This is a genomic window from Sodalis sp. RH19 (assembly GCF_047324215.1).
Lineage (GTDB): Bacteria > Pseudomonadota > Gammaproteobacteria > Enterobacterales > Enterobacteriaceae > Acerihabitans.
This window is the reverse complement of the sequence record NZ_CP178734.1, coordinates 3920599-3944886: the sequence shown is the minus strand read 5'-3', so window position 1 is coordinate 3944886 and position 24288 is coordinate 3920599. Positions and strand designations below refer to the sequence as shown.

Below are 24288 nucleotides of genomic sequence, written 5' to 3'. Positions count from 1 at the left end.
TCACAGAGAATGAAGTCATAGCAGCAGGTGAGTAATATTATGTCTATCAATACTATTTTCACTGATGTCGATGCGTCGATATATGATATCCAGACGCACGCGGAAGGGCCCAGGGGGTCGCTGCCGCTGACGCCGGAAATGCTGATGGATTCCCCCAGCGGCAACATTTTCGGCCTGACCCTGAACGCCGGCATGGGCTGGGATCCTAATAAGCTATTGGGTACCGAAGTACTGATCCTGGGTACCCAGGGCGGGATTCGCGATCATGACGGCGCGCCCATCGCCCTGGGTTACCATACCGGCCACTGGGAAATCGGCCTGCAAATGAAAGCCGCGGCGGAGGAAATCAGCCGGCACGGCGGCGTTCCTTTCGCCGGTTACGTCAGCGACCCTTGTGACGGACGCTCGCAGGGCACCACCGGCATGTTTGATTCCTTGCCCTATCGCAACGACGCGGCCGTGGTATTCCGGCGCCTGATCCGCTCCCTGCCGACGCGCAAGGCGGTGATAGGCGTGGCGACCTGCGACAAAGGGCTGCCGGCGATGATGATCGCCCTGGCGGCGATGCACGACCTGCCGACGATTATCGTGCCCGGCGGCGCGACGCTGCCGCCCACCCAGGGTGAGGATGCGGGCAAGGTGCAAACCATCGGCGCCCGTTTCGCCAACCATGAGCTTACCCTTGAGGAAGCGGCGGAGCTGGGTTGCCGGGCCTGCGCATCACCCGGCGGCGGCTGCCAGTTCCTCGGCACCGCCGGCACTTCCCAGGTGGTGGCGGAAGGGCTGGGCCTGGCGTTGCCGCATTCGGCGCTGGCGCCGTCCGGCCAGGCCGTCTGGTTTGAAATTGCCCGCCAATCGGCCCGCGCCGCGCTGGTGATGGGGCGCAAGGGACTCGCCACCAAGGATATCATCACCGATAAAGCCATAGAAAACGCCATGGTCATCCATGCGGCTTTTGGCGGTTCGACCAACCTGCTGCTGCATATTCCCGCCATCGCGCACGCCGCCGGATGCCATATCCCCACCGTGGACGAATGGGCGGCGATAAACCGCCGCGTGCCCAGGCTGGTGAGCGTGTTGCCCAACGGCCCGGTATATCACCCCACGGTAAGGGCGTTCCTCGCCGGCGGCGTTCCCGAGGTGATGCTGCATCTGCGCCGGCTGGGTTTGCTGCATGAGGATGCGCTGACCGTGACCGGCGAAACCCTGGGCGCCAATCTGGACTGGTGGGAGGCGTCGCCGCGGCGCGCACTGTTCCGCGAACGTTTACAACAGCTTGACGGCGTGCATCCGGATGAGGTAATCATGTCGCCGCGCCAGGCAAAGGAACGCGGCCTGACCTCGACCATTACCTTCCCCACCGGTAATATCGCCCCCGAGGGGTCGGTCATCAAATCTACCGCCATCGACCCCTCGGTGGTCGGCGCCGACGGCGTTTACCGCCATACCGGCAAAGCCCGGGTATTTACCGCCGAGTCCGACGCCATCAAGGCCATCAAGCAGGGTCATATCCACGCCGGCGACATGATGGTGGTGATCGGCGGCGGCCCGTCGGGCACCGGCATGGAGGAGACCTATCAGTTAACCTCCGCGTTAAAGCATCTCTCCTACGGCAAGCATGTTTCCCTGCTGACGGATGCGCGTTTCTCCGGGGTATCCACCGGCGCCTGCGTCGGTCATATCGGGCCCGAAGCGCTGGTGGGCGGCCCGATAGGCAAACTGCGCGACGGCGATATTATTGAAATGATCGTCGACCGCGACCGGCTGGTGGGATCGATTAATTTTATCGGCACCGATTCCGCCACGCTGTCCCCCGGCGAAGGCGCCGCGGTATTGGCGCAGCGTCCCAGCCACCCCGGGCTGCGCCCGCATCCCCAATTGCCCGACGACACCCGGCTCTGGGCGGCGCTCCAGGCGGTCAGCGGTGGAACCTGGCGCGGCTGCGTCTACGACGCGGACCGTATTATCGCGGTGCTCGATGCGGGCGTGAAAGCCCTGGCGGAAAAAACGCATAATTAAATTACTATTCAGATCTATAACGACGAAGCTATTAATAGCTCACTGATATGAAGTGGCAATCTTATTAACAGGATTGCCACCTCTTTTTTCATATTGTTGTCATGATAGAACATATCTCTGCGCTGACTATAGCTCCAGTGATAATAACCGCAGCCTTATTTCTCTATATAAGGTTGGCGAAAGCGTGTGTCTTTTTTATTAATTGATAACACAATAAAACCGGAGTGAGAGAATGCCTTTAATTATTGTTTCTTTGGGAATAGTAACCCTCTTATTTTTAATCATGAAGTGTAAGCTTAATACTTTTGTTTCGCTGATTATTGTTTCATTCGGCGTGGCGTTGGCATTGGGCATACCGCTGAATAACGTGGTGAAATCCATCGAAGGCGGCCTGGGCGGCACGCTCGGTCATATCGCGCTGATATTCGGTATCGGCGCCATGCTGGGACGCCTTATTGCCGATGCCGGCGGCGCCCAGCGCATCGCCATTACCCTTATCGGCAAATTTGGCGAGAAAAATATCGAATGGGCGGTGGTGGTCGCGTCTTTTATCGTTGGCATCGCGCTGTTTTTTGAAGTGGGCCTGGTCTTGCTGATCCCGATAATCTTCACCATCGCCAAACAGCTGAAGGTGTCAATCCTGCATCTGGGGATTCCCATGGCCTCGGCGCTGCTGGTGACCCACGGCTTTTTACCGCCGCATCCGGGGCCGACGATGATCGCCGGGGAATATGGCGCCGATATCGGTTCAGTGCTGCTGTACGGCATTATTGTCGGCACGCCGACGGTGATCCTGGCCGGTCCGGTTTATAATAAACTGGCCAAAAAAATCGTGCCTGAGGGGTTTAACAAAATCGGCAATATCGATTCCCTTGGCGAATCAAAGCTGTTCAGGCTTGAGGATACCCCCGGTTTCGCCATCAGTATGCTGACCGCCATGCTGCCGGTGATATTGATGTCGTTAGCGACCATTATTACCATGATCCAGCAGGAAACGGGGCTGGCCGATAATACCGCGCTGGCCATTATCCGCCTGCTGGGCAACGCTTCTGTCGCCATGCTGCTTTCCCTGCTGTTCGCCATCTACAGCATGGGGCTGGCGCGCGATATCCCCATCAAAAACCTTATGGCCTCCTGTGGCTCGGCGGTGACCAGCATCGGCATGATGCTGCTGATTATCGGCGGCGGCGGGGCGTTTAAACAGGTGCTGATCGATGGCGGCGTCGGGCACTATGTGGCCGATTTATTCACCAGCACCGCCGCCTCGCCGATTATCCTGGCCTGGGTGGTCGCCGCGATCCTGCGTATTTCGCTGGGTTCCTCCACCGTGGCCGCTATCTCGACGGCGGGGCTGGTCATACCCACCCTGGCGCACAGCGATGCCAACCTGGCGCTGGTGACGCTGGCCACCGGCGCCGGCAGCGCCATCGCCTCGCATGTCAACGACGCCGGTTTTTGGATGATCAAGGAATACTTCGGCCTGACCATGAAAGAGACATTCGCCACCTGGACGGTACTGTCCACCATTGTCTCGGTGGCCGGGTTGGGGTTTATCTTATTACTGAGCCTGGTGGTATAACTCCCGGCGAGTGATGAATGACGATCTTGATGCCGGGAGCGCGGTAACCCTTGTCGCCGTCAGTTCCCGGCCGTATATCCTAATTGCTGTGATAATTCCTGCCCGGCCTGTTTTAATAATTGGATATAGTCATCGAATTCGTTATCGCTGACGCGGGAAATTAAGGTCGAGATACTGATGGCGGCGATAACCTTGCGTTCAACATTCCATATCGGCACGGAAATACATCTTACCCCCTGTTCATTTTCCTGGTTATCGAGGGCATATCCCCGGCTGCGCACCTCGGCCAGTTCCGCTAAAAACCGGCCTTCATCGGTAATGGATTGCGGCGTTTGCCGGGTATAGTCGTAATTCTCCAGCAACGCCTGGATATCCGCCGGTTTAAGAAAGGATAACAGCACTTTGCCGATGGCTGTGGCATGCACCGGCAGCCTGCGCCCGATGCGGGAATAAGAAATTACCGCCATCTTCCCTTCCACTTTATCGATATACACGCCTTCTTTACCGTCAAGAATACCCAAATGCGTGGTCTGGCCGGTTTTAATCGATAATTCAAGCAGGAAACTTCTGGCTTTTTGCCGGATATCAATGGAATTGACCACCAGGTTTCCCCGTTCGACCAATTTCATGCCCAGACGGTATTTGCCGTTTTCATGATTTTGATCGATATAACCCTGCACCTGCAGGGTTTTAAGCAAGGAGTGCAGGGTGCTTTTGTGCAGGCCCATTTTATTGCTGATTTCGGTGATTTTTAGTTCGGTGTCGTGTTCATCGAACAGGTCCAGAATATGCAGGGCTCGTTCAACGGATTGGATGATTGGCATGGCTGACCGCTTGGGAAAAGAATGATACATGTTATGGGCTTGACGGTACTACGTCCGGTCGGGAAAATCAATTTAACCCCATCCGCCGCGCGACGCGTCCGTTTATCGTCTTATGCGATCGCGAACACGGATTTTAAAAAAATAATTTCAAAATCATCTAAATTTGAAAGTTTTTTTGGCGGACGGTCGCTACCTTGTGGCGGTAAATCAGGGGAGAATTCGTTATGACGACAAACATCACTAACAACTCTTTTTACCGTCCCGAGGATAATAATGCGTTCAACACAGGCGTGAACAGAATGTCGGGCGCGCTGCGGTTAGATGATCGCAGCGAAGGAGCGTATGAACAGCCGGGCGTGCCGCAACATATCATCAAAGTCAGTAACCGGCCGGCGGGAAGCCCGTTAGCACCAAACGGCCATCGTGCGTCTGGATTCCTTCCTTTGCCGGTTCAGCCTATCAATCCGGGTGTTGCGGCAGCGCGCGCCGCGGCGGGTTCTTCCATGGCGGTAGCCCCCGGCACCGCACACAAGACCACCGCTATAAAGGCCATACCCGCTAACGCCGAAACCACGGCAAGCCAGCGCATTAAGATGTTCATTAAGTCGTTATTTACGGCTAAAAATATTAACAAGGCCATCAGAGTGGTGGGCGTGGCCATGACCGCTGCCGCGCTATTCTCCGCCGTGGCGACCTTAGTCGGTGTGGCGGGGGGACCTTTGCTTATCGTCGTCGCGGTAGGTTTTGCCATTGGCGCGCTGGTGAGTTTAACGGCCAAGGGTTTATCCCGCGCTTTCGCCAAGGCTGCGGTTCATGTGGTCAAAAATAAATCCGCCGAAACCCAGGCCAAAACCGGCGGCGCGGTGGCTCTGATGTCGGCATTTGGCCACAATGCCAGCACCCGTGGAATGCAAACCGCCGCCTACGTTGGCGGCATAGCCGGTTATTGCTGCGCCACAATCGGGAAACCTGAACTGACCAAGGTTTTGTTGGCGCCCATTGGCAAAGCCGTTGGCGTAATGGATACGATGATGTGTGGAACGGCTAATGTGGCTAAACAATGGGGCGCGGCCGTAGGCACCGCCGTGGCGGGCTGTTTGGCATGGTACAGTGATTTGGCGGAGCACGAACTTGGCAAAGTTGCCGATGGCGCCGCGTCTGGCAGCCAAACCGGGGCGTCAGTTGGCCGTTTAATCGATGATTTTATTTTTTCTCCCCTCGGGCTGGGTTTGATTCGCAATATACAAAATCAGTATATCAACACCGCTAAATCCTGGTATTTATTACCCTGGACATCGGAAGAACCCGCGGCCGGTCCCGCGGAATGGCTGGCGGCGATATCCGGGGGCACCCTGGGCGGCGTGACGCAGGTGGCCGATATTTACACCGGGGGGGAAATAACCCGCATAGGCCAGGCGGCCGATACCGCCCGGCGCACCGTATCCTTTGGCAAACTGCTGCGCGCGGCGGGTAATGCGCGGGATATACGGCCCGGCGGGACCCTCAACGCCTTGCATACCGCCTGGCAAACCGTTTCCTTCGGCAAGATGGTAAGCGCGGTAGGTAATTATTTCGAACTGCGTATTCCGCATCCGGCCTGAATCACGCCTCGGCGGCGGCCAGCAGTTTTACGGCGGTATCCTCATCCGTTACCAGGCCGTTAATCCAGCCGCCGCTGAGCACCGCCTGGATAGCCTGGAACTTTTCCCGGCCGCCGGCAAAGGCGATCACCGGTTTTTCGGGGCGTGTCTGGATAGCGACGCTGGTCAGGCGATCGTCCATTTCGCTTGCCACCCGCTGGCCGTTTGCGCCGATAAAATGGCCGACGATTTCCGCCACTACGCCCGCCTGCGTCAGCCGGTTGACTTCGTCGGTGGTGATAAAACCATCCTTATGCAACGGGCAAAGGTAGTTCATCTGGCCGATGCCGATAAAGGTGACATCCGCCTGCGCCGCCTTATCGGTCACCATGCGGTAGATACGGTGATTACACCACAGCTCTTTATCCGTCAGGTTATCGGCGAACAGCGGCGCCGGCAGGATAAAATATTTACCCTGGGTTTTTTCCGCCATCCATAACGGCACATCGTAACGGGTACAGGAGCCGTCGGAGGCGATGGCGCCGATAAGCGATACGCAGCTATGCTGCGGGCGATCGATGGGCGCCATTTCGTTAATGGTGGCGCGCAGCGCCCGGCCGGAGCCGACGGCGATGGTCCTGGGCTGCGGCTGATCGAGAAACTGCATCATCACCTCCGCGCCGGCCACCGCGATCATGCTGTTAATACTGCCGGTATCCATGCCTCCCGACGGCACCACCAGGCATACCGACAGGCCAAAACACCGGGCCAGCCGTTGGGAAAGCGCCGTGCATTCAGCCACCGGATGGGTGATATTCACCCTGACCAGGCCATTTTCCGACGCCAGCGCCACCAGGCGCTGCGCCGCCTGGCGCGACACCCCCAGCACATCGGCGATTTCATGCTGTGTTTTGCCCGCCACGTAATACATCCAGGCGGCCCGGGCGGCCTGATCCAATTTCCTGTCGATTTTACCCATTGATCATACTCAGCTTTTAGCAGTGGTGGAACTATACCCATCATTTATGGAGGGCGTAAATCGATCATGTGCGAACTGTGAGCTAAAGCTCATTTGATGGGCTATTATTCGATTAAGCTCTCCATCTAGGCAATTACTCATTTTGTGAGCTTATGCTCATCTCCCTTTCGCGAGGTACTATACATTATGACCACTTCACAACACTTTACCTGGATGCACATCGGCGCCGGTTCTTTCCACCGCGCGCACCAAGCCTGGTATCTGCACCGTCTGCTGATGCAGGGCGACGGACGCTGGTCGATTGCGCTGGGTAATATCCGCGACGACGCCAACCCACTGCTGGATATCCTGGCGGCACAGAAAGGGGAATATGCACTGGAAACCGTGACGCCCGCCGGGGAGCGCAGCTATGAAAAAATCACCTCCATCCGCAAAATCATCCCCTGGGACGAGCAACTGTCGGCGCTGGTCGGGCAGGGCGCGAGCGCCGATACCCGGGTTATCTCCTTTACCGTGACCGAAGGCGGTTATTACCTGGATACCCATTTTAAACTCGACCAATCCAACGCGGATCTGCAGGCCGACCTGAAGGGCGGCGCGCGCACGATTTACGGCACCATCGCGCGCATCCTGCAAACCCGCCGCAGCCAGGACACCGGCGGCGTCACCCTGCTCAGCTGCGACAATGTGCGCCATAACGGCGAACGGTTCCGTGACGGCCTGACCGAATTCCTGACCCTGCGCGGCGAGCAGGATCTGCTGGCCTGGTTCCAGGCCAATACTACCACGCCGAACACTATGGTTGATCGCATCACGCCCCGTCCGTCCGCTGATATTGCCGGCCGGGTCAAGGAAAATCTGGGCATGGACGACCGCGCGCCGGTGATGGGCGAGTCTTTCATCCAATGGGTGGTGGAAGACCATTTTATCGCCGGACGTCCGGCGCTGGAAAATGTCGGCGTCGAAATGGTGGATTCCGTGGTGCCTTATGAAGAAGCGAAAATCCGCATCCTCAACGCCAGCCACAGCTGCATTGCCTGGGCGGGCACGCTTATCGGCCAGTCTTATATCCATGAAAGTACCGGCACCGCGGATATCCGCCGCATGGCCTACGACTATGTCACTCAGGACGTGATCCCCTCGCTGACGCCAAGCCCGCTGGACCTGGCGCAATACCGCGATGTGGTGCTGGACCGCTTTAGCAATCCGTATATCCGCGACACCAATCAACGGGTCGCCGCCGATGGCTTCTCCAAGATCCCGGGCATGATCACCCCGACCCTGATTGAATGTTACCGCCGGGGACAGCCGCCCAAGGCCACGGCCGTGCTGCCGGCGCTGTTTTTTATCTTCATGCGCCGCTGGCATGACGGCGAACTGCCTTACGACTACCAGGACGGCATCCTGGACGCGGCGGCCACCCACGCCATGTTCAGCGCGGCCGACCCCGTCGCGCTCTTTGCCCGCGACGCCAAACTGTTCGGGCCGCTGGCCACCGACCAGGATTTTGAAAAATTACTGCGCGAGACCATCACCCGGCTTGACGCCTGGGCGCTGGCCAAGGCCCCGAAGGTCGCCGCTCAGTAACCGCATCAGCCAATAACGAAGGGGAGCGAATATGTATCTCGGTCTTGATTTAGGCACCTCGGAAATCAAAGTAGTGATTATCGATGACAAGGGACAACTGGTCGCCAGTGAAGGCGAACCGCTGACGGTGCAGCGCCCGCATCCGCAGTGGTCCGAGCAGGATCCCGCGCAGTGGTGGGCGGCCACCAACCGCGCCGTCGGCCGCCTGCGCGCGCGGCATACCGATCTTTGGGCGGGGATTCGCGCCATCGGCCTTTCCGGCCAGATGCATGGCGCGGTATTGCTCGACGCCCGGGATAACGTGCTGCGCCCGGCCATTCTGTGGAATGACACCCGCAGCGCGCAGGAGTGCGAACAGCTTACCCGGCTGGCGCCGGAGCTGCATCAAATAGCCGGTAACCTGGCGATGCCGGGGTTTACCGCGCCTAAGCTGCTGTGGGTGGCGAAACATGAGCCGGAGATCTTTGCCCGCGTCAAGACCGTACTGTTACCCAAAGATTACCTGCGCCTGATGATGAGCGGTGAAAAAGTGTCGGATATGTCCGACGCGGCGGGCACGCTGTGGCTGGATGTGGCGAAACGCGACTGGTCGGATTCCTTGCTCGGCGCCTGCGGCCTGACCCGGGATCATATGCCGGCGCTGGTGGAAGGCTCCGCGCCGTCCGCCACCCTGAAGACGGATGTCGCCCGGGAATGGGGCCTGCCGCCATCGGTGGTGATAGCCGGCGGCGGCGGCGACAATGCGGCCAGCGCCGTGGGCATCGGCGCGGTGAATACCGGCGATGCGTTTATCTCACTCGGCACCTCCGGGGTGATCTTTGCCGTTAACGAATGTTTCCGCCCCAACCCGCAGTCGGCGGTGCATGCGTTTTGCCATGCCCTGCCGGGCCGCTGGCATCAGATGAGCGTCATGCTCACCGCCGCCAGCGCGCTGCGGTGGTTATGCCAGATTCTGCATACCGACGAACCCACCCTGCTGGCGGAGGTGGCCGCGCTGAGTCTTGAGGAACAGCGGCGGGCGCCGATATTCCTGCCTTATCTTTCCGGCGAGCGTACCCCGCATAACGATCCCGTCGCCAGCGGGTCGTTCCATGGCTTGACGCATTCCACGGAGCGCGCGTCGCTGGGCTACGCGGTGCTGGAAGGCGTGGCGTTCGGTCTCGACGATGGCCTGGCGGTCATGAAACAGGCCGGCAGCCATATCGAACAATTTTCGCTGATCGGCGGCGGCGCCCGCAGCCCGTGGTGGGCGCAGCTGATAGCCGACGTGGTGGCCGTCCCGGTGGTAACCCATCGCGACGGCGCGGCCGGCGGCGCGCTTGGCGCGGCCAGGCTGGGCTGGCTGGCGGCGGGCGGCAACGAGGCGGACGTGTGCCGCAAACCGGCAATCCATACCCGTTTCACCGCCGGGACCGACCGCACCGAACAGCTGCAACACCGATTGGCGCTCTACCGGCTGTTCTATCGCCAGCAGGTGGACGCCAGGAAACTGGCGCTATGATCCCGGCCCGCCGGATCGGGCGCCGTATCCGGCGGGCCACCCCCATTCACGCACGCTGAACAGAACAATAAAGACGTTACCTCTACCCTAACGTAAACAAACAGAAGGAAGGATATCGATGAAAAAAGTATTAGCGGGTCTGTTGCTGGCCGTGGCCTCGGTGGCGATATCGGCCCATGCCGAAGATAAAATCAAAGTCGGTTTTGCCAACCGAACCCTCAATGGTGCCTTTTTCAACGGCCTGACAGAGTATATGAAAATCCATGCCAAGGAACGGGGCTATGATTTGATCACCACCGATGCGCGCGGGGATTTGAACAAGCAGATCTCCGATGTCGAGGATATGATTTCCCAAGGCATTAATTATCTGGTGCTCAATCCGCAGGATCCCGAAGCCGGCATGCGTATTACGCAAATCGCTAAACGCGCGGGTATTCCTACCGTTATCCTCGACAGCGATATTTCACTGGATGCGCCGGTGATCACCCGCGTGCAGGCCAATAACGCCAAGAACAATATCGCCATTGGCGAATTCGCGGTCGATCAGTTTGGCAATAAGCCGATGAACTGCGTCATTATCAGCGGCAACCAGGGCAACCTGGTGGGTGAAGCCAGGCGCACCAATTTTATTCGCGGCGTGATGGAAGCGCAACTGCGTAAATATAACCAAACCAACCTGACCATCGTCAGCCAGGGCTGGGGCAACTGGGATCAACAGGGCGGCCTGAAAGCCATGGAAGACATCATTGTCGCCCAGGGCAATAAGATCAACTGCGTCTACAGCGAAATGGACGATATGGCCCTGGGCGCCATTTTGTCGCTAAAAGGCGCCAATAAACTCCAGGACGTAAAAGTATTTGCCCACGACGGCTATAAAAAAGGCCTGGAAGCCATTGAACGCGGCGACCTGCAGGCGACGGCGGCCAATAACCCCAATACGCTGACCAATACCGTGCTGGATGTTATCGCCAAATACCAGGCGGGCAATAAAGACTTCCCGGATTATGTTTACACCCCCACCGTGCTCATTACCAAAGATAACGTGAAACAAGTCTACGATGCTAAATCGCTTTTCTAACGTCTTCCCCCCCTTGCCACAAGGGGGGCTGATATGAGGTATGTTCATGGACCAGTATGCAGTCGTTATCGAAAAGGTTAAAAAAAGCTTTGGCGGAGTCCATGCGCTAAAGAGTATTGATTTGAAGGTGAAGAAAGGAAGCATCCACGCCATCGTCGGTGAAAACGGCGCGGGTAAATCGACGCTGATGAAAATCCTCTCCGGTATCTATATCAAGGATAGCGGCACCATCTATATCAACGGTAAAGAGGTGCATTTCACCACGCCAAAACAAAGCCGGGAAAATAATATCGGCATTATCTACCAGGAACTGGCGCTGGCGCCGGATCTGACCGTGGCGGAAAATATTTTCCTCGGCGACCTGGGGTTCGGTGGCCAACTGGTGAACTGGAAAAAAATGAACCAGAAAGCCGGCCGGGTATTATCCAACCTGGGTTTCCATATACCGCCCACCGCGCGCCTGGGCACGCTGAGCGTCGCCTACCAGCAGATGGTGGAAATTGCCAAATCGCTGGCCAGGGACGTCAAGATATTGATTCTTGATGAACCCTCGGCGGTATTATCGAACCGGGAAATCGATATTTTATTCAGCCAGCTGAAATTACTGAAAGGGCAGGGGGTCACCATTTTGTATATCTCCCATCGCCTGGATGAAATATTCGCCATCGCCGACGCCATTACGGTTATCAAGGATGGCGAGACGGTGACCGATCTGGACCCCAAAACCTGCACGGAAGACGACATTATTTCCAGCATGGTGGGGCGTAAATTTGAAAACCTGTATCCGACCAAAAATATTCCCCAGGACGAAACGGTGCTGGAGGTGTACGGCATGTCCACCAAATCGCTGTTAAAGGATATCAGCCTGACCGCCAGGAAAGGGGAAATCGTCGGGCTGGCGGGATTGGTCGGATCCGGGCGCACGGAAATTTCCCGCTGCCTGTTCGGCCTGGACCGCATGACCAAGGGCCGGATTGTTAAAAACGGCAAGGACATCACCATTCGCCACCCGGCCGACGCCATGCGCCAGGGCATCGGCCTGGTGCCGGAAAGCCGCAAAGAGCAGGGCGCGATTTTAACCCGTCCTATTCGGGAAAATATGACGTTATCCAGTCTGAAACGCGTTTGTTATAGGTTTGGCATTATTAATTATCGCAGTGAGCGGGCGTTCAGCGAACAGTCGCGGCAACGGCTGGCGATCAAGCTGGGCTCCGTCGAGGACCCCATATCCAGCCTGAGCGGCGGCAATCAGCAAAAGGTGGTTATCGCCAAATGGCTGGCCACGGAATGCGATCTGCTGATCCTGGATGAGCCCACGCGCGGCGTCGACGTCGGCGCCAAGGTGGAAATTTACAACGTCATCCATGAACTGGCCGAGAAAGGCTACGCCATTATCGTTATCTCGTCGGAAATGATCGAGGTTATCTCCCTCTCCCACCGGGTGTATGTGATGAGCGAGGGATCGATAACCAAAGAGTTGCAGGGCTCCCAGATTACCGAGGAAAACATCATGAGATTCGCCATACCTAAACGTGCTTTAGTGTAGATGAGGAAAAATTATGGAAACGGTAAACAATCCCACTAAAACGACGGGCTTTGCCATGCGAGCCAAAGTGCTGAAATTTTTCGCCAACAACTCCACGTTACTGGTATTTTTCGTGATGTTGATTGTGGCCAATTTTTTATCCGATCGCTTCTATAGCCCGGAAAATATTACCAATGTGCTAAGGCAAAGCGTGCCGCTGGGCCTGGCGGCCATCGGCATGCTGTTTGTTATCCTCACCGGCGGCATTGATTTATCGGTGGGGTCGATCATGGCCCTGGTGTCGGTGGCCGTCGCGCTGCTCATCCCGGAAATCGGCGTGATGCCGGCCATCGTGGCGGGCGCGGGCATCGCCACGCTGGTGGGGGCCGCCGCCGGCTGCCTGGTGACTTTTTTTAATATCGCCCCCTTTATCGCCACGCTCGCCATGATGACCATTGCGCGCGGCCTGGCGCTGATTGCCGCCAAGGGGCAGCCGATTTTCATCGACGATGTATCTTATGTGAATTTCGGCACCGGCTATTTATTGGGACTGCCCCTGCCGGTCTATGTCTTTATCGCATTTGCCATCATTGCCCATTTTGTCTATCAGTACACCGTGTTCGGCCGGTTGGTGATTTCCATCGGGTCCAACGAAACGGCCACCCGTTTCGCCGGTGTGCGGGTCGACTGGTATAAGTTTGCCGTCTATGCCCTAAGCGGACTGGCCTGCGGCCTGGCGGGCGTGCTGGCCTCCACCCGTACCGGCGTCGGATCGCCGGTGATGTCCATCGGCTTCGAGCTGGATGTGATCGCGGCGGTGGTGGTGGGCGGCGCCAGCCTGGCGGGTGGCCGCGGCACGGTGGTCAATACCATTATCGGCGTGCTGATTCTCAGTATCATCTCCAATCTGATGAATTTAATGAATATCTCCGGCTATAACCAACAGGTGGTCAAAGGCGCCATCATTATCATCGCGGTGATGCTGGAAAGCTTTAAATCCCGGGCGCGGGCGTAAAGCCACTTCGGCGGGAAGAGCGGCCAAACCGATCGGGGCATGTGGTTTTGGTGGGCAAACCAGCGCTGGGTGCGGGCGTATGCAACGAGCGTGCATACGCCCGTTTTCGCCTAAAATTAACGCGTCTGCGCAGCGTCGGTCAAGGGGCGGCACTGCTGATAAAGCTCGCGAAAACGCGGGTACAGTTGGTGGTAAAAATCCCGTGCCGCGGCACTGGGCCGGATGACCTCGCCGAAACGCACAAACCGGCTGGCGCCGTTCCAGTCGTCGCTTAGACCCGCTCCAATGGCGGCGGTCCAGGCGGCGCCCAGGCAAGAGCCGGGATGTCCCTCCAGGCGCTGCAACGGCTCACCGAGCACGTCGGCGACAATTTGCATCCACAACCGGCTGCCGGAACCGCCGTCGGAAACGATATAACGACGGGTGGGATACCCGATATCATGTAGCGTGTCGATATGGTGCCTGATGGCAAAGGCGTAGGCTTCCAATAACGCGCGCCAGATATGACCCGCGTCGTGGGACAGCGTCAGGCCGAACAATACGCCGCGCGCCGCCGGATCGTGCAGCGGCGTCTTTTCGCCCAGGAAATAGGGCAGGCATATCACCCCGCCGGCCCCCGGCGGTTTCTGTTGCGCCAGGCTATCGATATATTGATGCAGTGAAAGGCCGGCCTGCGCCGCCGCCGGCCGGTGCTGGCCGGCAAAATTTTCCGCAAACCAGTTTAGTCCCGAGCCGCCGGTGGACATACAGCCGTTCGGCATATACATACCCGGCACCAGATGATAATCAAGAAAAAGGCGCGCATCCGGATTGACCGTGGCGGTGGCGGTCAATATATCCACCGACCCGCCGAATTTCAGCAACACGTCGCCCTCCCGGGTGACGCCTGCGCCCAGCGCGGAGGCAATAAAATCCGCCGCGCCGCCGATAACCGGCGTGCCCGCCGCCAGGCCGGTGAACTTAGTCGCCGCCGGCGATACCCTGCCCAGGATGTCATGGGATCGTACCAGGCGCGGCACCGCCAATCTTGGCAGATGGGCCAGGGCAATCTGTTCGTCGTCAAGCCTATGGGAGGCGATATCGATAAAACCCGCTTCCAGCGCCCAGTTCTGCTCGATGGCCTTTTCGCCGGTCAGCCGCCAGTTGATGAAGTCATAGGCGCCGAATACCGTGGCGATCCTTTGATAGATCGCGGGTTCATGGCGTTCGATCCAGCGGATCTTGGCGGCGACCAACTGCTGGTTGATGCCGTTGCCGCTACGGCGGATAAACGCCTGCTCATCCTGTTCGGCGCGAAGTTCGGCCACTTCCCTACCGCAACGGCCGTCGCTTTGCTGGATGCTGGGGCGCAATAGCCGATCCTCTCCATCCAGTAGCACCACGGCCGGTAACATGCCGGTGATGCCGATGCAGGCGATATCGGTGTTGGTTATGCCGCTACTCTCCAGCAGCTCGCGGCAAATTTCGCCGACGTTGCGCCACCATTGTTCAGGATCCTCCTCGGCCCATCCCGGCTGCGGCGAGGAGAGCCGCACCGGACGGGAAACCAAGCCCAATACGTCATCCGGGAGCCGGATCAGCATGCCGATGGTGGACGTGGTGCCTATATCAATACCCAGTAAGCAGTTCATGCGCCCTCCCGTCAGGCCGCCGTCGCGATGTCAGTTCATTAACGCAGGCTTTCCACCACATCCATAAAGCGCTTGACCCGATCACCGTCCACCGCGTTCCAGGTATAGCCGTCCACCTTGAAATGCGTGCCAATAACCACGCCGCTGGCCATGCTTAACACGTCGCGCACGTTATCGATGGTGGTGCCGGTGTTGGCGAATACCGGCACGTCGGAAACTGCTTCGCAGACTTTACGCAGATGGGATTTATCCGCCGCCTCGCCGGTTATCTGGCCGGAGACCAGAATGGCGTCGGCCAGAGAGGAGAATACCGCGCTGCGCGCGCGCAGCTCAATCGGCCGGCAGTCCAGGGAATGGGCGAATTCGGCGTTGATATTGAACAGCAGTTTCATATCGTCCCGGCCCAGATTATGGCGCAACCGGGATGCGGTGGCGCAGTCGGGCTGCCAGATGCCCATGTCCGAGGCGAACACGCCGGTAAAAATTTCCCGCACAAAACTGGCGCCGGTGACGGCGCCGATAGCGACGCTGGCATTCGGATCCCACAGGTAGTTGACGCCGAAGGGTACCCTAAGCGCCGGTTTAATGGCCTGCACCACCGCCGACATGGCGGCGACGCCTTCCAATGCCGCGTTAAACACATAAGGCCGATCATTTTCGTTGCCGAACATGATGGCGTCCACGCCGCCCGCCTGTAGCTTTTCCACATCGGCCAGCACATCGGCGATCAGTTTATCAATGCCGCCGCCGGCATCGTAGAGCGGGGACCCCGGCAGCGCGCCGATATGCGCCATGGCTATAACCGCTTTGGCTTTATTACCAAAAAAATCAAAAATCATAGGACACTCCAGACGATGTTATCGGGGACCGGTATCCCCGGGCCACATATCAGCAGCCTGCCGACAAAGGCGGAGCGATGACCACCTTAATCCTGGCTGCCTCGAGCGCCAGGGCAATTGCCGGTGGCGGCGAGCTCTCGGTAATCAGCATGTCCACACCCTCCAGCGGGGCGATGTTCACCAGCGACATGCGTTGGAATTTGGATGAATCGCACAGCACCACGGTATAACCCGATCGGTTTAGGTAAAGCCGTTTCAGGTCCACATCCTCAAAGGAGTAGTCATAAATGCCGTCGGCGGTAATGCCGGAAACACCGATAAAGGCGACATCAAACCACAGCTGTTCAAACTGGGCGATGGCGGCCGGGCCGCCCATGGCCATTTCATCGCCGCGCATATGCCCGCCCGCGAGATAAATATCCGGCGCCCCGCTGCTCATACGGTGGGCAATGCGCACGCTGTTGGTGAAAATTTTCATCCGCTGGCGCTCCAGTAGTCTTTCCGCCACCAAATAGGTGGTGGTGCCGACATCCAGCGCCACGGTGCGGTAACCGCAGGCGATATCCGCCGCCATCGCCGCAATGCGGGCCTTTGCCTCGCAATGCTTTACCAGGCGGGCGTCAAAACTGGGCTCTTCGCGATCTATCGCCACCGGCGTAATGTGGTCCGGCAGCACCGCCCCGCCGTGGATCCGCACCAGTTTCCCTTCCGACTCCAGCTCGAGGAGATCGCGTCTGATGGTCATATCTGAAACGTCCAATTCGGCGGCGATGCCGGTAACCGAAACGGATCCCTGCTGCGCCAAGGTCTCGATGATATGTAAATGGCGGTCTTGTGCCAGAAGCCTGGGGCGTTCCGGTTTCGCGTCATAGGCCGAAAACTGTTCTTTATTGGTGTTCATTCCGACATCCATTGCAGCTTAATGTTTGGGTTTGTCTGTCATCAAACAATAATTCACATAATACGGAGAATTATTTTTTTATCAAACATATTTATGTTTTGATTTGTTCGATATTTTGTTGTAGATAATAGTGGATAACTTAGAGGAGCAGCAACATGAGCTATGATATTGCCAGTCCCTATCAGTATCACGATCTGGCCGGAAAGGCCGCGGTAGTCACGGGCGGCGCCACCGGTATCGGCCGGGCCATCGCCGCCGCGCTGGCCGCGCAGCGTGTGCGCGTCGCCATTGGTGATATCGATGAGGTAAAGGCGAAACGCACCGCCGAGGAATTAGGCGGCGAGACGTTTGGTTTTCATCTTGACGTATGCTCCCGCGCATCGGTCACCGCCGGGTTTGCCCGGGTAAATGAGGTTTTTGGCGGTTTTGAGATTTTAGCGGCCAACGCCGGGGTTTCTACGATGCAGCATGCGTTAAAACTCACCGATGACGAATGGGATTTTAATTTTGACGTCAATGCGCGCGGGGTGTTTCTGACCAATCAGATCGCCGCCCGCCAGTTTGTCGGCCAGGGCCGGGGGGTGATAGTCAATACCGCTTCCCTGGCGGCGAAAGTTGGCGCGCCGCTTCTGGCGCACTACTCCGCCAGTAAATTCGCGGTACTGGGCTGGACCCAGGCGCTGGCCCGTGAACTGGCGGTACATGGCATTAGGGTGAATGCCGTGTGCCCCGGATTTGTTAAAACGGGGATGCAGTCGCGAGAGGTGGAATGGGAAGCGGAGCTGCGTTCCGTCGAGCCGGAACGGGTCATCGCCGATTATATCGCGCAGACGCCGTTGGGACGTCTGGAAACCCCCGATGATGTCGCCGATGTGGTGGCGTTTTTGTGCTCGGACGCCGCCCGCTTTATGACCGGTCAGGGTGTTAATGTCACCGGTGGCGTTTATACCGGCTGATAAATACAACAAAAAGAAACATTCTAATCAGATGCGGACAACACTTCTGCGGGATCCGATAGGCAACCGGCGAAAGCGCGCCACCGGTAAAAGCAATCGTTTGCCCCGATGATGGTCGGTTTTGCGTTAACGTCAAAGAGAGGGAATACCATGGCTTCTATTGAACTGCGGCGGGTTTCCAAGATCTATCAAAACAATCAGTACAGCGTACGTGACGTCGACCTGAAGATTCGCGATGGTGAGTTTGTGATCTTTCTCGGCCCGTCCGGCTGCGGCAAATCCACGACGCTGCGCATGATTGCCGGCCTGGAAAGCATTACCTCCGGAGAACTGCGCATCAATGACCAAAATGTTAACCATGTGGCGCCCCGCGATCGCAATATTGCCGTGGTATTTCAAAGTTACGCGCTCTACCCCCATATGACGGTGGCGGAAAACATGGGTTTCGGTTTGAAAATGCGCGGCACCGCGACCGGCGTTATCCGGCAAAAGGTCGCCGAAACCGCCGCCATGCTGGGACTGGACCAACTTCTGCATCGCAAACCGGGCGCCCTGTCCGGCGGCCAGCGGCAGCGGGTGGCGCTGGGGCGCGCTATCGTGCGGGAACCGCAGGCTTTTCTGCTGGATGAGCCCTTATCCAACCTGGATACGCAACTGCGCGCCGAAATGCGCACCGAACTGATAAAACTGCACCGCAGGTTGGGTAAAACGATGGTGTATGTCACCCACGACCAGATAGAGGCGATGACCATGGGTGATCGCATCTGCATCATGCGCGACGGATACCTGGTACAGAGCGGCACGCCGTTGGAGGTTTACGCCAACCCGGCCAATACCTTTGTGGCGCGTTTTCTTTCCTCACCGCCCATCAACCTGATCCCCTGCGTGGTGCGCGCGTGGGCCAAGGGAGTATCTCTTGAGCTGAACGCCACCTGCCGCCTGCGGGTGGCGGATTACGCGCGGGGGGATTACCGGCACTATGACGGACAGCCTGTGATCCTGGGAATCCGCCCGGAAGATTTCCATGCGCGGCAGCTTAACGCCAACTGGCAGCCGGTGATGTTAAAGGTGACGGCTGTGGAAGCCCTGGGGGCGGAGAACATCGTCATCGGCACCATTGCCGATGTCCGGTTCGTGGTGCGGCTTGACCGGCATACTCTGCCGTCGCCCGGGAGTACCATCACCCTCTATATGGACCCCGACCCACTGCATTTATTTGACAGCCTGACGGGGGATGTCCTGCCGCGCCGGGCCTCCCCTCCACTCGCCAGCTAGGCTACACCGAGGGCATGGTATGTTACGCAAAATTGCACTGCATCTTGGGCTGATACTTTCCTGCCTGCTGGTGATACTGCCGCCGTTATGGGCGCTGCGCACGAGTCTGGTACCCGAGCCTATGGCCTACAGCGCCGATTTGTTCCCAGGCTGGTCATGGGAAAATTACCAGGGACTGCTTGAGAAAAACAATTTTCTGGTTCATTACCGCAACAGTCTGATTGTCTCAATATGTTCGGTGATTCTGGCGATGCCGTTTGCCGCCGCCACCGGTTATGCGTTTGCCCGTTTCAGGACCGGCGGACGGGCGGCACGCTTTATTATGCTCGCAACCCAAATGCTGCCGGCGGTGGCGCTGGTATTGCCGGCGTTTGCCCTATTGCGCACGCTCGGGCTGACCAACTCGCTGGTCGGGTTGACGCTGGTGTACGCCGCGCTGAACCTGCCGTTCCTGACCTGGATCCTGATGGGTTTTTTCGAGGGTATACCGGTCGACCTGGAATGGGCGGCCATGACCGACGGCGCCACCGCCTGGGGCGCCTTCCGCCACGTGGTGCTGCCGGTTTCGCTGCCGGGCCTGGCCGCCGCCGCGGTGCTGGGGTTTATTCTTTCGTGGAACGAGTTTCTATTCGCCCTGGTGCTGAGCGGGCCGCAAACCTCGACTATTCCGGTGGCGCTGGCCGCGTTGCAAACGTCCAACGGCGTACAGATTGGCAAAGTGTCGGCGGGGGTGGTAATGGCCATTTTACCGCTGATTATCGCATCGCATTTTATCCAGCGTTTTATCGTCAAGGGCCTGACGTTCGGTAGCGTTAAATAATATAAGCGTTTAATAGTTAAAACCTCACGGCCCATTGTTCTTTTTCACCAGAGAAAATCATCAATCCGACGAAACAGGAGCCGGTCATGTTAATAAAGACAAAAATATTATTCTTATCAGGTTTGGTTATGTTGTCCACCGTTATGGCAGCGCAGGCAAAAGAGGTGGTATTGCGCGCCCTGATGGAAGATGTCCCTGAGACTCATATTATCGAGCAAATGCTGCCGCAATTCGAAAAAGAGAGCGGTATCAAGGTTGAGTTTGAAAAGATCGGCTACGGCGATATGCATGATAAGCTGGTAGCACAATTAATTGCTCCACAAAGTTATTACAATTTGCTGGAAGTGGATTTTCTATGGGCCGGTGAATTTCCCGCCGCGCAATGGCTAACCAATCTCACCCCGCTCATTAAAAAAGATAATTTTGATACGTCGGCGTTTATCCCATCCACCGTTTCACTGCTCAACCACGACAAAGATAAATTATTTATTTTGCCGATGTATAACTATTCCATGGGGCTGATATATCGCACTGATATTCTGGCGGATAAAACGCTACAGCAGCAATACCAGGCCAGCGCCAATAAGGCGTTGGTGCCACCGCAAACGCTTCAAGACTATGTCGCGTTAATTAAATATATTAAAGAAAAACAGGGTATTGCCGGGGCGGCCATGCAGGGGCAACGCGGGGATCCCAACAGCATGGAATTCTCCAACTATCTGTTTGCCGCCGGCGGCGATTACCTGGACCAGGATAATAAGGTGGTGCTCAATAGCCCGGCGGGTAAAAAGGCCCTGGCCTTATATGTCGATGCCATCCAGCATGGGGCCCAAGCTGGCGCGCTGTCCGCCACCCTCGACGATACCATGCGTTTGATGTGCGGCGGCAAGGCCTTCAGCATGATCACCTACTGGTGGATGCTGCCGCAACTGGACAACCAGCAGGCATGCCCGGCCGTGGCGGGTAAACTGGCGCTGACGACGATGCCGGGCGGCCATGGTGAAAGCGGCGGCTGGGGATGGGGCATTCCACATAATGTTTCACCTGAAGAAAAACAGGCCGCCTGGACCTTTATCCAATGGGTGCAAAGTAAAAAAACCGAAACCGAGCGCGCGCTGCAGGGCCATGCGCCGGTGCGCGCCGATGTCTACCAAGACCCGGCGGTGCTGGCTAAATTCCCCTATTACCAAACCGCGCAGCAGGTGGTCGCCAGCGGCAAATCTTTCCCTATCTTCACCTATTCCGCCCAGTATGAGGATGTGCTCGGCACCCAACTTTCCCAAGTGGCCGGCGGCAGCGGCACCGTTGACGGGGCGCTGGCGGAATCCGCCGCCCAGCTTGAAAAGCTGATGAAGAAGTAGAAGTCATTGATGATGCTATCTAAAACCTCCGCAGCTTCCCTGCGACAGACAAAACCCGACCGCGTCGGGTTTGACCGGTTTCGCCTGACCGGCTGGGCGTTTGCCTCACCGGGTTTGACCGCATTGGCTATCGTGCTGGGTTTCCCTGTGCTGTATGCCGTCGCCCTGGCTTTCTCTTCCTTTACCCTGATGCGGCCTGCCCTGGCGCCGTTTGCCGGCATCGACAACTTTGTCGCCGTGCTGAACGATGGGGCATTTTGGGCGGCTGCCTGGTTGACTATTAAATATTCGCTGATTACCGTCACCGGCGAGTTTTTGGCGGGGCTGGGCATTGCTCTGATGCTTAACCGGGTGGTCAGGACCCGGCCGCTTTATTTCGCGTTGCTGACCATCCCGATGGCGATGTCGCCGGTATGCGTTGCGCTGATTTGGCGTATGTTGCTGCAGCCCAACCTGGGTATTATCAACCATGTGTTCGAGTCCTGGGGACTACCGCGCATGGACTGGTTGGGCAATCCGACCCTGGCGTTCTGGAGCATGGCGTTTATTGATGTCTGGCAGCAAATGTCTTTTGTGGTGCTGATCCTGGCGGCCGGTCTTGCCGCGCTGCCACGTGAACCTTACGAGGCCGCTGAAATGGACGGCGCCAGGCAATGGCAGCAATTTTGGTATATTACCTTGCCGATGCTGCGCCCGGTGGCGGCCATCGCCGTGGTCATCCAGCTGATTAACGAGCTGCGAACCTATGATTTGCCTTATGTGCTGACCCGCGGCGGCCCCGGTACCGCCACCGAGGTACTGAGTTTTTTTGCCTACCGTCGGGCCTTCCTCGGCCTGTCGATTAACGAAGGCTCGGCCGCCGCACTGGTATTGCTGCTCATTGTGCTCGCCATGACGGTCATCTTTTTCGCCATGCTGGAGCGGCGTCGTTAATCGCCGGGGCAACCCGCTGTTCCTGATAACGTTACGCCAGCCCAGGGGATTGGCGCCCGGCACGTATGAAGGCAGGTGGCGGCTAATATCGGTATTGGCGCCGGCAACGACTGACGATAGCGGTATATTAGCCGCTATTAGCCGCTATTAGCCGCTACTGGCCGATATGCCGCAGCTTTTTACCCGCCAGCAGGTTGTGCTCTATTTTTTCCAGCGACATATTTTTGGTTTCCGGTATCAGGATAAAGGTGATCACCACAAAGACCACATTAAGCGCGCTGTAGAGCCAGAACGTGGCGGCGGCGCCAATATGTCCCATCAGGGTCAGGAAGGTGGCGCCGATAATCATATTGGCGACCCAGTTGGTGGTGGTGGAACAGGTAATGCCGAAGTCGCGGCTTTTCAGCGGCTGGATTTCAGAACACAGGATCCAGACCACCGGCGCGGCGCTCATGGCGTAACCGGCGATGCACATCATGGTCATGCCCACCGCCAGATAGGAAATGCCGGCGGAATGATTGCCGCTATCGATCAATTGCAGGCAAACCCCCAGCAGCAGCGTGCCGACGGCGATGACGCTAAAGCCGATTTTCAGTGCCGGCTTGCGCCCCGCCTTGTCCACCATGCCGATGGCGATAAACGTCGCCAGCACAAACGTCAGACCGACGATAACCGTCGCGATCATTTGTTGGCGGGTGGTGGTGAATCCCGCCAGGCTGAAAATTTTCGGCGCGTAATACATGATGATATTCATACCGGTAAATTGCTGCATTGCCTGCAACAACATGCCGAGAAACACCGCCCGGCGCACATTGCCGTTGGACTTGAATAATGCCCAGCCGTTTTGCTTGAGCTTCAGGCTTTCACGGATATCATTGAGCTCTTGCCGCGCCTTTTCCGAGGTGTCGCGCAGCATCCGCAGTACCTGTTCCGCCTCGATATGCCGTCCCTTGGATGCCAGCCAGCGGGGACTGTTGGGCAGAAAAAACACCGCCGCCAGCAAGACGATCGCCGGGATGCACAGCACGCCCAGCATGGCGCGCCAGTTGCCGCTAGCGCTAAAGGCGGTATCGGACAAAAAGGCCAGCAATATGCCCAGGGTCACCATCAGCTGATACATGGCGATAAGCTTGCCGCGTATGGATTCGGTGGCCATTTCGGACAAATAAAGCGGCGCGGTATAGGACGCGATGCCGATGGCAAAACCCAGCAGCACACGGCTGAGCAACAGGATTTCCGCCGACTGGGCCAGCGCCGAGCCAACAGAGCCGAAGATAAACAGCACGGCGCCGATCATCAGGCTGTATTTGCGTCCCAGACGGGAAGAGAACCAGCCGTTGGCCAGCGCCCCGATCGCCGCGCCCAGCATCATGCTGCTGACTATCCACTCCTGCAATTGATTGCTCAGGGAAAAATGCTCGGCGATAAGCGGCAGGGCGCCGGCAATCACGCCGATATCCAGCCCGAACAACAGGCCGGCCATGGCGGCGGAGAAGGAGATAAACGCATTCATAAAGCGCGCGTTACCGGCCAACGGAATGCCGGTAGCGGCGGCCGGGGAGGGGTATTCGCCAGAGTGTGACATGAAGTCTCCATACAAAGCATAACAACGGCGGTCAGCCGGACAGGTGCTTAACATGGAACCCATTGCCGTTCAGCGTGAGACTTGGTCGGCTAAAGATATAGAGAGTCCTGCTACTTATCTGGTATTTGTGATAGGTGTATCACATTTATCAGCTGGTTAATCCCTACAAAATGGATAAAACAGCTTTACGATTGCCCGCTTTTTTTATGCCGCGCGCCGGCGACCGGACAGACTTTTAATGCACTGGCCGAAGTGCTAAAGTTAATCAAATTGCAGGTATTTCCGTCAGCGGTGGGTTTA

19 protein-coding genes are annotated in these 24288 nt (G+C 57.5%); 13 read left to right on the top strand and 6 right to left on the bottom strand.

From position 1 onward, the window contains the following. The first annotated feature begins 39 nt into the window (after positions 1-39). Complete coding sequence (locus tag ACL2XF_RS17855; RefSeq protein ID WP_413727268.1) at positions 40-2019, top strand: YjhG/YagF family D-xylonate dehydratase; 1980 nt, start codon at positions 40-42, stop codon at positions 2017-2019. Positions 2020-2251: 232 nt separating this feature from the next. Then, positions 2252-3598, top strand: coding sequence for a GntP family permease (locus ACL2XF_RS17850; protein WP_413727267.1), 1347 nt, complete (start codon positions 2252-2254; stop codon positions 3596-3598). Between the two features lie 59 nt (positions 3599-3657). Here the strand turns inward: ACL2XF_RS17850 and ACL2XF_RS17845 are convergent, their stop codons facing one another. Beyond that, positions 3658-4422: an IclR family transcriptional regulator gene (locus tag ACL2XF_RS17845; protein WP_410012369.1), complete on the bottom strand. Its 765-nt coding sequence runs from the start codon at positions 4420-4422 to the stop codon at positions 3658-3660. Between the two features lie 224 nt (positions 4423-4646). On the opposite strand from ACL2XF_RS17845, the gene ACL2XF_RS17840 reads away from it, so the two are divergent. Continuing rightward, positions 4647-6023, top strand: a complete 1377-nt coding sequence (locus ACL2XF_RS17840) for a hypothetical protein (protein ID WP_413727266.1) — start codon at positions 4647-4649, stop codon at positions 6021-6023. 1 nt (position 6024) lies between these two features. Here ACL2XF_RS17840 and ACL2XF_RS17835 read toward each other — a convergent pair whose 3' ends face one another. Beyond that, complete coding sequence (locus ACL2XF_RS17835; protein WP_410012367.1) at positions 6025-6981, bottom strand: sugar-binding transcriptional regulator; 957 nt, start codon at positions 6979-6981, stop codon at positions 6025-6027. Positions 6982-7167: 186 nt separating this feature from the next. On the opposite strand from ACL2XF_RS17835, the gene dalD reads away from it, so the two are divergent. The 5 genes from dalD to ACL2XF_RS17810 all read left to right on the top strand — a co-directional run bounded on the left by dalD (position 7168) and on the right by ACL2XF_RS17810 (position 13687). Further along, positions 7168-8568: a D-arabinitol 4-dehydrogenase gene (gene dalD, locus ACL2XF_RS17830; protein ID WP_410012366.1), complete on the top strand. Its 1401-nt coding sequence runs from the start codon at positions 7168-7170 to the stop codon at positions 8566-8568. 31 nt (positions 8569-8599) lie between these two features. Beyond that, complete coding sequence (gene xylB / locus ACL2XF_RS17825) at positions 8600-10069, top strand: xylulokinase (RefSeq protein ID WP_413727265.1); 1470 nt, start codon at positions 8600-8602, stop codon at positions 10067-10069. A 118-nt stretch (positions 10070-10187) separates the two neighbouring features. Further along, positions 10188-11147, top strand: coding sequence for a substrate-binding domain-containing protein (locus tag ACL2XF_RS17820; protein WP_331122048.1), 960 nt, complete (start codon positions 10188-10190; stop codon positions 11145-11147). A 46-nt stretch (positions 11148-11193) separates the two neighbouring features. Then, the gene (locus tag ACL2XF_RS17815) at positions 11194-12693 is read left to right on the top strand and encodes a sugar ABC transporter ATP-binding protein (protein ID WP_410012364.1); all 1500 of its coding nucleotides are present in this window, start codon (positions 11194-11196) and stop codon (positions 12691-12693) included. 55 nt (positions 12694-12748) lie between these two features. Beyond that, the gene (locus ACL2XF_RS17810; protein WP_410016644.1) at positions 12749-13687 is read left to right on the top strand and encodes an ABC transporter permease; all 939 of its coding nucleotides are present in this window, start codon (positions 12749-12751) and stop codon (positions 13685-13687) included. 116 nt (positions 13688-13803) lie between these two features. Here the strand turns inward: ACL2XF_RS17810 and ACL2XF_RS17805 are convergent, their stop codons facing one another. The 3 genes from ACL2XF_RS17805 to ACL2XF_RS17795 are packed head-to-tail and all read right to left on the bottom strand — an operon-like array spanning position 13804 to position 17058. After that, positions 13804-15318 carry an FGGY-family carbohydrate kinase gene (locus ACL2XF_RS17805; RefSeq protein WP_413721995.1) on the bottom strand — a complete coding sequence of 505 codons (1515 nt, stop codon included), beginning with the start codon at positions 15316-15318 and terminating at the stop codon, positions 13804-13806. A gap of 38 nt (positions 15319-15356) precedes the next feature. Then, positions 15357-16157 carry a BtpA/SgcQ family protein gene (locus ACL2XF_RS17800; RefSeq protein ID WP_410012362.1) on the bottom strand — a complete coding sequence of 267 codons (801 nt, stop codon included), beginning with the start codon at positions 16155-16157 and terminating at the stop codon, positions 15357-15359. Between the two features lie 49 nt (positions 16158-16206). Then, positions 16207-17058, bottom strand: coding sequence for a DeoR/GlpR family DNA-binding transcription regulator (locus tag ACL2XF_RS17795; protein WP_410012361.1), 852 nt, complete (start codon positions 17056-17058; stop codon positions 16207-16209). 155 nt (positions 17059-17213) lie between these two features. Here ACL2XF_RS17795 and ACL2XF_RS17790 point away from each other — a divergent pair, with 155 nt between their 5' ends. The 5 genes from ACL2XF_RS17790 to ACL2XF_RS17770 all read left to right on the top strand — a co-directional run bounded on the left by ACL2XF_RS17790 (position 17214) and on the right by ACL2XF_RS17770 (position 22403). Continuing rightward, entirely contained in the window at positions 17214-18014 is an 801-nt protein-coding gene (locus ACL2XF_RS17790; protein WP_410012360.1) for an SDR family NAD(P)-dependent oxidoreductase, read from the top strand. A gap of 150 nt (positions 18015-18164) precedes the next feature. Then, positions 18165-19289 (top strand): ABC transporter ATP-binding protein, encoded by a 1125-nt coding sequence (locus ACL2XF_RS17785; protein WP_410012359.1) that lies wholly within the window; start codon positions 18165-18167, stop codon positions 19287-19289. 19 nt (positions 19290-19308) lie between these two features. Beyond that, entirely contained in the window at positions 19309-20109 is an 801-nt protein-coding gene (locus ACL2XF_RS17780; protein ID WP_410012358.1) for a carbohydrate ABC transporter permease, read from the top strand. 128 nt (positions 20110-20237) lie between these two features. Beyond that, positions 20238-21470 carry an ABC transporter substrate-binding protein gene (locus tag ACL2XF_RS17775; RefSeq protein ID WP_410012357.1) on the top strand — a complete coding sequence of 411 codons (1233 nt, stop codon included), beginning with the start codon at positions 20238-20240 and terminating at the stop codon, positions 21468-21470. A gap of 9 nt (positions 21471-21479) precedes the next feature. Next, complete coding sequence (locus tag ACL2XF_RS17770; RefSeq protein ID WP_410012356.1) at positions 21480-22403, top strand: carbohydrate ABC transporter permease; 924 nt, start codon at positions 21480-21482, stop codon at positions 22401-22403. Positions 22404-22557: 154 nt separating this feature from the next. Here ACL2XF_RS17770 and ACL2XF_RS17765 read toward each other — a convergent pair whose 3' ends face one another. Next, positions 22558-23988 (bottom strand): sugar porter family MFS transporter, encoded by a 1431-nt coding sequence (locus ACL2XF_RS17765; protein WP_410012355.1) that lies wholly within the window; start codon positions 23986-23988, stop codon positions 22558-22560. Between the last annotated feature and the right edge of the window lie 300 nt (positions 23989-24288).